11 protein-coding genes are annotated in these 11,315 nt (G+C 69.7%); 8 read left to right on the plus strand and 3 right to left on the minus strand.

Translation table 11 applies throughout. The features are described 5' to 3' along the window. The first annotated feature begins 61 nt into the window (after positions 1–61). The 3 genes from tatC to BLU77_RS07295 are packed head-to-tail and all read left to right on the plus strand — an operon-like array spanning position 62 to position 4,497. Complete coding sequence (gene tatC, locus BLU77_RS07285; RefSeq protein ID WP_245708712.1) at positions 62–730, plus strand: twin-arginine translocase subunit TatC; 669 nt, start codon at positions 62–64, stop codon at positions 728–730. Positions 731–737: 7 nt separating this feature from the next. Then, positions 738–1,679 carry a diacylglycerol/lipid kinase family protein gene (locus BLU77_RS07290; protein WP_089772325.1) on the plus strand — a complete coding sequence of 314 codons (942 nt, stop codon included), beginning with the start codon at positions 738–740 and terminating at the stop codon, positions 1,677–1,679. A gap of 31 nt (positions 1,680–1,710) precedes the next feature. After that, on the plus strand, positions 1,711–4,497 hold the full coding sequence (locus BLU77_RS07295; RefSeq protein WP_089772326.1) for a DEAD/DEAH box helicase: 2,787 nt from the start codon (positions 1,711–1,713) through the stop codon (positions 4,495–4,497). Between the two features lie 25 nt (positions 4,498–4,522). On the opposite strand, the gene BLU77_RS07300 is transcribed toward BLU77_RS07295, so the two are convergent. After that, positions 4,523–5,314, minus strand: a complete 792-nt coding sequence (locus BLU77_RS07300; RefSeq protein WP_089772327.1) for a DeoR/GlpR family DNA-binding transcription regulator — start codon at positions 5,312–5,314, stop codon at positions 4,523–4,525. 489 nt (positions 5,315–5,803) lie between these two features. Between BLU77_RS07300 and lnt the strand changes: the two genes are divergently transcribed. Together lnt and BLU77_RS07310 are read left to right on the plus strand one after the other, a co-directional pair. After that, a complete protein-coding gene (lnt, locus tag BLU77_RS07305; protein ID WP_245708713.1) occupies positions 5,804–7,438 on the plus strand; it encodes an apolipoprotein N-acyltransferase in 1,635 nt (544 codons plus the stop codon). Next, the gene (locus BLU77_RS07310) at positions 7,435–8,199 is read left to right on the plus strand and encodes a polyprenol monophosphomannose synthase (RefSeq protein WP_089772328.1); all 765 of its coding nucleotides are present in this window, start codon (positions 7,435–7,437) and stop codon (positions 8,197–8,199) included. Before lnt ends, BLU77_RS07310 begins: the two co-directional genes overlap by 4 nt. Here BLU77_RS07310 and BLU77_RS07315 read toward each other — a convergent pair. Continuing rightward, positions 8,175–8,522 carry an RNA polymerase-binding protein RbpA gene (locus BLU77_RS07315; protein ID WP_089772329.1) on the minus strand — a complete coding sequence of 116 codons (348 nt, stop codon included), beginning with the start codon at positions 8,520–8,522 and terminating at the stop codon, positions 8,175–8,177. The two genes, BLU77_RS07310 and BLU77_RS07315, sit on opposite strands and share 25 nt — an antisense overlap. A 142-nt stretch (positions 8,523–8,664) precedes the next feature. On the opposite strand from BLU77_RS07315, the gene BLU77_RS07320 reads away from it, so the two are divergent. Beyond that, positions 8,665–9,600, plus strand: coding sequence for an aldo/keto reductase (locus BLU77_RS07320; RefSeq protein WP_089773059.1), 936 nt, complete (start codon positions 8,665–8,667; stop codon positions 9,598–9,600). 10 nt (positions 9,601–9,610) lie between these two features. Next, positions 9,611–10,360 carry a putative protein N(5)-glutamine methyltransferase gene (locus tag BLU77_RS07325; protein WP_089772330.1) on the plus strand — a complete coding sequence of 250 codons (750 nt, stop codon included), beginning with the start codon at positions 9,611–9,613 and terminating at the stop codon, positions 10,358–10,360. Between the two features lie 4 nt (positions 10,361–10,364). Here BLU77_RS07325 and BLU77_RS07330 read toward each other — a convergent pair whose 3' ends face one another. Next, positions 10,365–10,808, minus strand: coding sequence for a VOC family protein (locus BLU77_RS07330; RefSeq protein ID WP_245708714.1), 444 nt, complete (start codon positions 10,806–10,808; stop codon positions 10,365–10,367). Positions 10,809–10,959: 151 nt separating this feature from the next. On the opposite strand from BLU77_RS07330, the gene BLU77_RS07335 reads away from it, so the two are divergent. Further along, positions 10,960–11,295 carry a YnfA family protein gene (locus BLU77_RS07335; RefSeq protein WP_089772331.1) on the plus strand — a complete coding sequence of 112 codons (336 nt, stop codon included), beginning with the start codon at positions 10,960–10,962 and terminating at the stop codon, positions 11,293–11,295. Positions 11,296–11,315: the final 20 nt, after the last annotated feature.

The following is an 11,315-nucleotide window of genomic DNA, read 5'->3' on the forward strand; positions in this document are numbered from 1 at the left end:
TCGGGGATGGTTCCTGTACAAGCCGGTCTTCGAGCTGCTGCAGGAGCCTGTCGCGGAGCTGGTGGCGCAGGGGGTCAACGCCAGCATCAACTTCGGAAGCATCGCCTCCTCCTTCGACGTGCAGCTGCGGGTGTCCGCCTTCCTCGGTGTGCTCGCCTCCAGCCCGTGGTGGATGTACCAGCTCTGGGCATTCCTCGCGCCGGGGCTGACGACGAAGGAACGCCAGTCCGCGATCGTGTTCCTCGCCACCGGGGTGCCGTTGTTCGCCGGTGGTGTCTGGATGGCCTGGGTCGCGCTGCCGAACACCTTCTTCCTCCTCACCCAGTTCGTCCCGGAGGGCACGGAGTCCTCGCTGTTCATCGACGCGACCACCTACCTGAAGTTCGTGGTGCAGTTCCTGCTCATCTTCGGCTTCGCGTTCCTGCTGCCGATGGTGCTCGTGGCGCTCAATCTCCTCGGCGTGGTCAAGGGCATCACCTGGCTGAAGGGCTGGCGCTGGGCCGTCATCATCATCTTCATCCTCGCCGCGCTGGCCACACCGACCGCCGACCCGGTGACCTTCGTCCTGATGTCACTGCCGATCGTGGCCCTGTACTTCCTCGCCGTCGGCCTGAGCATGCTGAACGACCGCCGGGTGGCGAAGAAGAACGCCATCGAGGACGCCGAGCTCGACGCAGCGCTCAGTGAGGGCACCTCGACCGCAGGCTCCAAAGACTCCGACGAGACGTGACCGCCCGGTGAGCAGGCTGGGGGTGCTGGTCAACCCCGCTGCCGGCCACGGCCGCGGCGCCCTCGCCGGCCGCGAAGCCCTCTCCGCGCTCGGTGGCAGCGAACACGAGATCCTCGATCTGACCGGCAGTGACGCCGACGATGCACTCCGGCGTGCCCGCAAAGCGATGTGGGAGCTCGATGCGCTGGTGGCCGTCGGTGGAGACGGGATGGCCCACCTTGGGGTGAACGCCGTGGCCGGGACCACCGTGCCGCTCGGGCTCGTGCCGGTGGGCAGCGGGAACGACCTGGCCCGCAATCTCGGCCTGGCGGTGCACGACGTGTCCCGTGCGGTGGCGGACCTGCTGGCCGGCCTGCACACCGAGCCACGCCACCTGGACGCCATCGCTACCCAGGTGCATCAGCCCGGTGAACCCGGCGACGACACCGACGACACCACCCTCGAATGGACCGCCTGCGTCCTCTCCGCCGGCTTCGACGCCGCCGTGAACGACCGGGCGAACCACTACCGCTGGCCACGCGGCGGCGGCCGGTATGTGCGCGGGGTGCTCGGTGAGCTCGCCGGGTTCCGCCCGTACGGGTATCGGATCACCATCGACGGCGTCGTGCGCGAGCTGCCCGCCACCCTCGTCGCGCTGGCCAACGCCACGTCCTTCGGTGGGGGGATGCGGATCGCCCCGGACGCGCAGCTGGACGACGGTCTGATGGACGTGGTGATCGGACATGCGATGGGCCGCGGCGCGCTGCTGCGCCTGTTCCCCCAGGTCTACTCCGGCCGGCACGTGGGTTCGGCCCGGGTGGACGTGATCCGGGCACGGGAGGTGATCCTGGAGGCGCTCCCGGGACGCCGTCCGCCGCCGCCGGTGTACGCCGACGGCGAGCTCCTGGGGCGCCTGCCTATTCGGGCACGACTGCGTCCGGGGGCGCTGCAGCTGCTCGGCACCGGCTGAGCAGCGCGCGGGCACCGCGTAGCCTGGAGGTATGTCCAGCCCGGCCGAGCGATACGCTGCCTTCCGCCGCAAACAGACCGAGGACGACTCACCGTTCGGCCGGTTCCGTGAGCAGCAGGACTTCACCCTCGACGACTTCCAGGTGCAGGGGTGCCGGGCCGTGCAGGACGGCCACGGTGTGCTCGTGGCAGCGCCTACCGGTGCCGGCAAGACCGTCGTCGGGGAGTTCGCGGTCGCCCTGGCCCTGGAACAGGGGCGGAAGGCGTTCTACACCACACCCATCAAGGCCCTGAGCAACCAGAAGTTCCAGGACCTGCGCCGGGTGCACGGAGCGGACGCCGTCGGGCTGCTCACCGGTGACACCACGATCAACGGTGACGCGCCGGTGGTGGTGATGACCACCGAGGTGCTGCGCAACATGCTCTACAACGAGGCGCCGGCACTGCAGGGCCTGGGTTTCGTGGTGATGGACGAAGTGCACTACCTGGCCGACCGGTTCCGCGGGCCCGTGTGGGAAGAGGTCATCCTGCACCTGGCCCGGGACGTGCAGGTAATCTCCCTCTCCGCCACCGTGTCGAACGCGGAGGAGTTCGGGCAGTGGCTGACCGAAGTGCGCGGGGACACCTCCGTGGTGGTCTCCGAGCGGCGCCCGGTGCCGCTGTGGCAGCACGTGATGGTCGGCCGGGACGTGCTGGATTTGTATGGCTCGGACGTGGACCCCACCGACCCCGGGGTGAGCCCGCCGATCAACCCGGACCTGGTGGAGGCCATCCGCGTGGCCGAGCGGTCCGGTCCGTCCCGGGGGAACGCGGGGCGCGGTGGCCGGCGGAAGGGGCGAGGGCGCTACCGCAACGACCGTCGCCAGCAGGTGCGGGTGCCGCCACGGTTCCTCGTGGTGGACCAGCTGGACCGGGCCGGGCTGCTCCCGGCGATCGTGTTCATCTTCTCCCGGGCGGGCTGCGAGGGTGCCGTGCAACAGGTGGCGCGATCGGGGATCGCGCTCACCTCTCCAGCCGAGCGTGCGCAGATCGATGCCGAGGTGGAGCGCCGGTGTGCGAACCTTCCGCCCGAAGATCTGCAGGTGCTCGACTTCTGGGCATGGCGGGAGGCGCTGCTGAGCGGGGTGGCCGCCCACCACGCGGGGCTCCTGCCGGTGTTCAAGGAGACCGTGGAGGCGCTGTTCGCCACAGGCCTGGTCAAGGTGGTCTTCGCCACGGAGACCTTGGCACTCGGGATCAACATGCCGGCCCGGTCCGTCGTGCTGGAGAAGCTGACGAAGTGGGACGGCCGCGGACATGCGGAGGTGACCTCGGGGGAGTACACCCAGCTCACCGGCCGTGCCGGGCGGCGTGGCATCGACGTCGAGGGGCATGCCGTCGTGCTGTACGCCTCGGGGATCGACCCGGTCGCCCTGGCCGGTCTCGCGAGCCGGCGTACCTACCCACTGCGCTCGAGCTTCCGTCCCACCTACAACATGGCCGTGAACCTCATCGCGACCAGCGGCTGGTCCCGCGCGCGGGAGACGCTGGAGACGTCCTTCGCCCAGTTCCAGGCCGACCGCAGCGTGGTGGGGCTGGCTCGGCAGGCCCGCTCCATGAGTGAGGCCCTGGACGGGTACACCGACGCCATGACCTGCCACCTGGGGGACATCGAGGAGTACCTGCAGATCCGCTCCGCGATCGGGGACCGAGAGCGCGAACTTTCCCGCAGCCGTTCCCGGAGCGCTCGGGAGGCGACGGACAAGCTGCTCGCCGGCCTGCGTCGCGGTGACGTGGTGCAGATCCCCAGCGGACGCCGCGCCGGTTTCGCCGTCGTGCTGGAGAACCCGACCCCGGCCGGCCTGGACGGCCCTCCGCTGAGCCTGCTCACGGCCGAGCCACGCCTGGTGCGGCTCCCTCCGACGGACCTGCCGTATGGCACGGAGGCCGTCACCCGGGTGCGTATCCCGAAGCACTTCAACGCCCGGCGCCCGGCCGAACGGCGCGACCTGGCGTCCACGATGCGCAACGCGCTCGGTGCGCAGGCGAACGACGCACCAGCCCGGTCCAAGCCGCCCTCGGCGGCCGCCACGGACGGCCCGCTGAACGAGCTGCGCGATGCCTTGCGGCACCACCCCTGCCACGGCTGCGCGGACCGCGAGGATCATGCGCGGTGGGCCAAGCGCCGCTCCACGCTGGAGTCGGAGCACCGCGCGTTGCTGCGGCGGATCGAAGGCCGCACGGCATCCATCGCGCGCGACTTCGACAAGGTCTGCCAGGTGCTCGACTCGCTCGGCTACCTGGACGGCGCCGGTGCGGATGCCACAGTCACCGAGCAGGGGCAATGGTTGCGGCGACTGTACTGCGAGAAGGATCTGGTGCTCGCCGAGTGTCTGCGTTCGGGCGCATGGGCGGAGCTGGACGCCCCCGGTTTGGCGGCCGTGGCCTCGATCGTGCTGTACCAGTCCCGCGGAGACGATCCCGCCGTGCCACCGACGCCGCCGGGGCCTCCGGACGGGCCGCTCGCCGTCGCTGTGCGCGAGACCACCCGCACGTCCCGACGGCTGGAGAACCTGGAGCGCGAGCATCGGCTCAGCCCGGCCGACCCGGTGGACCTGGGGCTGGTGCGCCCGATGTACGCCTGGGCTCGGGGTGGATCGCTCTCGGGCGTGCTGGACGCCGGAGACCTGGCCGCGGGTGACTTCGTGCGGTGGAGCCGCCAGGTGCTGGACCTGCTCGACCAGGTCGCGGTCGCGGCACCCACCCACGAACTGCGTCAGACGGCCCGTGAGGCGATCGCGGGGGTGCGTCGGGGGATCGTGGCGCACGGCACTGTCTGAGGCCACACAGCGGCCGCAGAGCTGCTCAGCCGGGCGGGGGAGCCAGGTGCACCTCGGCGACCACCTCGCGCAGGGCAGCGACGGCCTCAGGAGCGAGACCGTCGTCGGTGATCAGGTGATCCACCTCCGCGAGCGGGAGGATCCTGGTGAGCCCCACCGTGCCCCACTTGGTGTGGTCAGCCAGGACGACGGCGGAGCGTCCGCTGGCCACGAGCGCCCGGTCGGTCTGGGCTTCGAGCAGGTTCGGGGTGGTCAGTCCCGCGCGCGCGTCCATCCCATGCACGCCGAGAAAGACGAGGTCACAGTGCAGCTGTTCCAGCGCGGACACCGCGACCGGTCCGACCAGTGCGTCCGAAGCCGTACGCACCCCACCGGTGAGCACGACCTCCGCGGGGTCGACCTCGCCGGGGAGCGGTGGACCGTGCAGCAGGTCAGCGATGCGCAGCGAGTTCGTCACCACGGTCAGCCGCGGGATTGTCCGTAGCCGGCGGGCCAGCGCCCAGGTGGTGGTCCCGGCGGAGAGCCCGATCGCCATCCCGGGATGCACCAGACCGGCGGCCAGGGCCGCGATGGCGTCCTTCTCTGCACGCTCGCGGCGCGCTTTGAGGTCGAATCCGACTTCCTCAGCACTGGCACTACGGCGGGTGGTGGCACCGCCATGGACCTTGTCCAGGTGCCCCTCCCGGGCGAGCGCGTCCAGGTCCCGGCGGATCGTCATGGCGCTCACGCCAAGCGCCTCGGAGAGGTCGGTGACGCTGACTGCGCCACGAGCGCGGACGGCCTCCAGCACCTGAGCGCGTCGCTGAGCTGCCAGCACCTGTTCTCCTGCCCTTGCCGGTACGCGGGAGCCGCCAGTATCGCAGCATCGCCACCGTCGGTCGCGTGCCTCACGAGCACGCTGAGGCTGGTGGGACTGGCGACAGTGGCGACGATGTCTGCCGAGCGCGAAGACGAACGGCACACTCGGTATCCGACCCACAGAGCGACACGCCGAGAGAACCCAATTTTCTTCGCGCAGTCTTGGTGCCTCTGACCTGCGCATACACCTCTGACCTGCGATTTTGCCTCCTTGGCGAGAGGCGACGACGCGGGTATGTTCACTTCTCGTACTGCTCCTGGAAAACGGGGTTGCAGTCACCGACAAGGCTCGCGCGTTCAGTAGAAAACGGGGCTGACCGAGCAGGGGTTCCGGACCGAAGGATGCGCGAGCCGGTCGGTGGGGCTTGGGTCCCGACGACGCAAGGATGCGTGGTCGGGTGCCCGCCTCACGGAGTTCTGACTGCGTGACACGCCGTATCCTGTGGAGGTGTCAGCAACTGTCGCCTCTGCCGCTCCGACGGCGCCTGATTCGGTGCGCAGTCGGGTCCCGTCCCGAGCACTCACGCTGCTCATCGCGGTCGTCGGCGGGCTCCTGACGGACACCGCGTTCCCACAGCGGTCCTGGTGGCCCCTCGCCTTCGTCGGTGTCGCGCTGCTCGTGGTGGCCCTGCAGCGAGATTCGGCGCGGTGGAACGCGCTCGTGGCGTGGGTCTGGGGCCTCGCCTTCTTCCTCCCGCACATCTGGTGGGCGAACGCCGCGGTCGGGGTGATCCCGTGGGCCGCGCTGAGCATCGCCGAGGCAGGGATCGTCGCCGCCGGGGCTGCTGTGTGGACCTGGGCGCGGCGGGCCTCCTGGCTGCGCGGACGGCGCCTGGTGCCCGGGGTGGTGTTCGCGCTCATCTGGGTGGTCACCGAGCAGCTGCGGCAGGTGTGGCCGTTCGGAGGATTCCCCTGGGGCCGGCTGGCGTTCTCCCAGACTGACGGCCCGCTACTCCCGTTCGCCGCCATCGCGGGCGCTCCGGCCGTCTCCTTCGTGACGGCGTTAGGCGGCTTCTGGACGGGCGTTGTGGTGATCGCGCTGGTGGGTCGCATCCGCACCACGCCACGGACGCATACGCAAGGCGGGCGCCGCACGGTGGCCGGAGCCCTGGCTGGGATCGTGGCGTTGCTCGCGGTGGGCCTGCTGATCCCGACCCCGACCACCGCCGAGTCCGGTTCCCTCCGGCTCGGCGCGGTGCAGGGGAACGTGTCCGAACCCGGGTTGGGTGCCTTCGCCAACGCGCGGGAGGTGCTGAACAACCATGTCAGCGGCACGATCGAGCTCAGCGAGAGGATCGGTCCAGAAGCGCTCGACCTGGTGCTGTGGCCGGAGAACGCCACGGACATCAACCCTCGCGAGGACGCCGATGCTGCGGAACTGCTCGACGAGGCCGCCACCGCTATCGGTACCCCGCTGTTGCTCGGTACGGACTCGTATGGTCTCGATGCCGACGGCGAACGGGCCCGGTTCAACGACATGGTGCTGTGGCAGCCCGGTGAAGGAGCGGTCTTCTCCTACTCCAAGCAGATCCCGGCAGCGTTCGCCGAGTACATCCCGATTCGGGACATCGCTCGCATGTTCTCCCCAGCGGTGGACCTGGTGCGCACTGACATCGCGCCGGGCACGGAGATCGCGGTGGTGCCGGTGGAAATTCCCCGCCTCGAGCGCACCGTTGAGGTCGCCACCGTGATCTGCTTCGAGGTGGCCTATGACGCGGTGATCCGCGAAGCCATCCAAGGCGGCGCCGAAGTGCTCTTCGTGCCCACGAACAATGCCTCGTTCGGCTATACCGCCGAGAGTGAGCAACAGCTGGCCATGTCGCAGCTGCGCGCCGTGGAGCATGGGCGTGCCACCGTGCAGATCTCCACGGTGGGGGTGAGCGGGGTGATCGCCGCGGACGGTACGGTCCTCGAGCGCACCGAGCTGTTCACCCCCGATGCGATGACGGCCGAACTCCCGTTGCGGACCACTTTGACGGTCGCGGACCGCCTCGGGGACTGGCCGATCATCGTGGGCACCGTGCTCGCGGCCGCGGCCTTCGCTCTCGGGGTGGCGACCGGACGGGTGCGGAGGGGCCGATGACGCGGGACCTGGTGATCATTCCGACGTACAACGAACGCCACTCGCTCCCGGACACGCTGGCCCGTACCCGGGCTGCCGCCCCGGACGTGGACCTGCTGGTGGTCGATGACGGGAGTCCGGACGGCACGGGCACGTGGGCGGACGAGTACGCCGGGGCGGACGAGGCCGTGCATGTGCTGCACCGGCCCGGAAAGGCAGGCTTGGGTCGTGCCTATGTGGCGGGATTCGCCTGGGCGCTGGACAGGGGGTATCACCGCATCGCGGAGATGGATGCGGACGGGTCCCATCATCCGGAGGACCTGCCCCGTCTCCTGGCTGCTGTGGCGGGCGGTGCTGATCTGGCGATCGGGTCGCGATGGGTGGCCGGCGGGCGTACCGCGAACTGGCCCTGGTACCGGCAGCTGCTGAGCCGCGGTGCGAATGCCTACGCCAACGGTGCGATCGGGTTGGGCGTCCGCGATGCGACCGCGGGATTCCGGGTGTTCACGGCCGCGATGCTTCAGCGCATCGACCTGGCTCGGGTGAACTCGCAGGGGTACTGCTTCCAGGTGGACATGACACGGCGGGTGCGTGATCTTGACGGGATCATCGTGGAGGTGCCGATCACCTTCACCGAGCGGCTCGAGGGCGTGTCGAAGATGAGCCGCCAGATCGTCGTCGAAGCCCTCTGGCGCACCACTGCCTGGGGCGCCGAGCGGCGCACCAGGCAGTGGCGTCAGTGGTGGGGCAGGGTTCCTCAGGCGCTGCGGCGGCGCAGCTGACCGCTGCGCAGGAGCTGCAGGCGCTCGGTGAGCAGGTCCTCCAGCTCGGCAACCGTACGGCGCTCGAGCAGCATGTCCCAGTGCGTGCGGACCGGCTTACCGGGCTTGGGATCGGGCCGGTCGGCATCGCGCAGCAGTGCCTCACCGCCGCCGGGGGCCTCCCAAACCGGAGGAACGTCGGCGTCCGCGGAGAAGGGAATGACGATCACGCGACCGTCCGGGCAGTCGTAGACTGCCTCGATCCGAGGGGCGAACTCGACGTTCTCCTCGGTCTCCATGCTGTTCGCGCCGATCCGCGTGCCGCGCAGTGCTCGTTCAGCCATCGCGACTCCTCCTCATTCGTGACTTGTGGTCGTCTCCACCAGGTTCAACGGGCGAACGCTCTGTCCTGTTCCGCCATTCACGTGAAGGTGATGTGAAGTTCGCGCAGGGAGAACGTGGTCAAATGGTTGTGTGACCACGAACATGTCGTATCGCCAGCTCGGTTCGTCGGGCCTGACCGTCTCGACGGTCGGCCTCGGATGCAACACTCTAGGGGCAACAGTGGCCGCGGGGGACGTTCCGTCCGTAGTGAATGCTGCCGTTGAGGCCGGTGTCACATTATTCGACACCGCAGACGTGTATACCCGGGGTCGGAGCGAGGAACTGCTCGGCCAGGCGCTGGCAGGCAGGCGTGACGACGTGGTGATCGCCACCAAGTTCGGGATGGACACCGGTGGGCTGAACGGACCGGACTGGGGCGTACGCGGATCTCGCCGGTACATCCGCAAGGCGGTGGAAGGCTCGTTGCGACGCCTCGGCACCGACCACATCGACCTGTACCAGATGCACGCCCCGGACCCCGTCACGCCGATCGAGGAAACGCTCGCAGCACTGCACGAGCTGGTCACCGAGGGCAAGGTGCGCTACGTCGGGTCCTCCAACTTCGCAGCCTGGCAGGTGGTGGACGCCGATTGGAGCGCGCGCACCGGCGGCTACACCCCGATGGTGTCGGCCCAGAACGAGTACAACCTGCTCAACCGCGGGATCGAGCGCGAGCTGGTGCCCGCCGTCGAGAATGTGGGCGCTTCGATCCTGCCGTACTACCCGATCGCGTCCGGGCTGCTTACCGGGAAGTACCGCCGTGGTGCGGGCGCTCCGGCGGGCACCCGGTTGGAGCGCCGTCCGGAACGGATCGAGGCGGCTGACTTCGACCGGATCGAGGCACTCGAGGCGTTCGCCTCGGCTCGTGACCTCACGCTGCTGCAGGTGGCGATCGGGTGGCTCGCGGCTCAGCCGGCGGTGGCGTCGGTGATTGCCGGTGCCTCCCGGCCTGATCAGGTGCGGTCCAACGTAGCCGCCGCGCAGTGGGAGCCCACGGCCGCGGATCTGGTGGAGCTGGAGGAGATCGCCCCTGCCTGACGGCGCCGAGGTGCCACTGGTAGCCCGCCTGCGGGCAGCGGGGTGCGTCTTCGCCGAGGACGAGGCCGCGCTGCTGGTGGCGACCGCCGCAGGGGAGAGGCTCGAACGCCTGGTGCGGCGTCGCATCGGTGGGGAACCGCTGGAGACCGTGCTCGGTTGGGTGGAGTTCGGTGGCCTGCGGCTGAGCATGGCGCCCGGGGTGTTCGTGCCTCGAGCGCGCACCATGTACTTGGTGGAGGTGGCGGCCGCGCTGGCACCACGCGGTGGCCAGGTCGCGGACGTGTGCTGCGGGATCGGGGCCGTCGCGGCACTGCTGCGGGTGCGACGCCCCGACGTGGGGCTCCGTGCGGCAGATATCGATCCACGTGCCACCCGGTGCGCGCAGCGCAACCTGGACTCGGTCCCGGTCTACACCGGTGACTTGTTGGAGCCTCTGCCAGCCGCCGATCGCGGCCGTCTCGACGTCGTGGTGGCGAACACCCCGTACGTCCCGACAGACGAGCTGGCCATGATGCCGAGGGAGGCGCGCGACCACGAGCCTGCGTTCGCGCTTGACGGTGGCGCCGACGGTCTCGCCGTGCAACGGCGCCTCGCCGCCGCGGCCCACTCCTGGGTGGTACCGGGCGGCACGGTGCTCACCGAGATCGCCGGAGCCCAGGAAGCCCCCGCACGGGCTGTCTTCGAGGCTGCCGGGTGGGCAGTCCGACTGCGACCCTCGGAGCAGTGGGGGAGCACGGTCGTGGTGGCCACCCGGGACTGATGCCTCAGCCCAGGCGCACGGTCCCGTCCGCGTCCACCGACCAGCCCGGGTTGTGGGCGATCTCCCAGATCACTCCGTTCGGATCGACCACATGAGCGTGGAAGATGCCGCCGAACGCCCCAGGCTCGGGCTCGGTGATCACCTCACCACCGGCCGCGCGCATCGTGGCGACCGTCTCACGGACCGCATCCTCACTGCCGACGTTGTGCGCCAGGGTGACACCGGACGGTTCGCTCACCGTGCGGCCCCGCAGCAGGTCCTCGTCGAACTTCTCCGCGTCGAACAGCCCGAGCAAGAGCCCCGGGGCGATCTGGAAGAACAGGATCTCGTCCGGCACGTCCAGCACGGCAGTCCAGCCGAGCCCGTCGACGTAGAAACGCCGGGCGGCATCCAGATCACGCGTGGCGAGGGTGAGGAAGTGGACGTTCTGCCCCATACCGTCGCTCATCCGGCTCCTCCAGCCAGCTCGGTCTTGCGCATGCTCTCCACCCCATCGTCAGTGGGAACCGGGTGGCTCCCGTGCTGTGCCAGTCAAAGCGAGCGTATCGGCGTACGCCGACATCCGGCTCAGCCCCAGCGCTGCTGCCAGACTGGCGCCTATGGACACGCTACGGTCGATCGCCCTGTTCGTGGCCGCCGCATTCGCCGAGATCGGTGGGGCGTGGCTCGTCTGGCAAGGGGTGCGCGAGCATCGCGGTTGGATCTGGATCGGTGCCGGCGTGATCGCGCTCGGCCTGTACGGACTGATCGCCACCCTGCAACCGGACGCTCACTTCGGGCGCATCCTCGCCGCCTACGGTGGCGTGTTCGTCGCCGGCTCCCTCACCTGGGGCATGGTGATGGACGGCTACCGCCCAGACCGGTTCGACGTGATCGGCGCCCTGGTGTGCCTGGTGGGGGTCGCCGTCATCATGTACGCACCGAGACCGGAGTAGGCACAGTCCAGGACTCTCCC

Origin of the sequence: Ruania alba, assembly GCF_900105765.1 — a bacterium.
In the GTDB taxonomy this organism is placed as follows: Bacteria; Actinomycetota; Actinomycetes; order Actinomycetales; family Beutenbergiaceae; genus Ruania; species Ruania alba.

Coding starts and splice junctions, on each gene's coding strand:
- BLU77_RS07295 (WP_089772326.1), top strand. CDS start 1,711: ATGTCCAGCCCGGCCGAGCGATACGCTGCCTTCCGCCGCAAACAGACC.
- BLU77_RS07310 (WP_089772328.1), top strand. CDS start 7,435: ATGACGCGGGACCTGGTGATCATTCCGACGTACAACGAACGCCACTCG.
- BLU77_RS07315 (WP_089772329.1), bottom strand. CDS start 8,522: ATGGCTGAACGAGCACTGCGCGGCACGCGGATCGGCGCGAACAGCATG.
- BLU77_RS07320 (WP_089773059.1), top strand. CDS start 8,665: ATGTCGTATCGCCAGCTCGGTTCGTCGGGCCTGACCGTCTCGACGGTC.
- BLU77_RS07330 (WP_245708714.1), bottom strand. CDS start 10,808: ATGAGCGACGGTATGGGGCAGAACGTCCACTTCCTCACCCTCGCCACG.
- BLU77_RS07335 (WP_089772331.1), top strand. CDS start 10,960: ATGGACACGCTACGGTCGATCGCCCTGTTCGTGGCCGCCGCATTCGCC.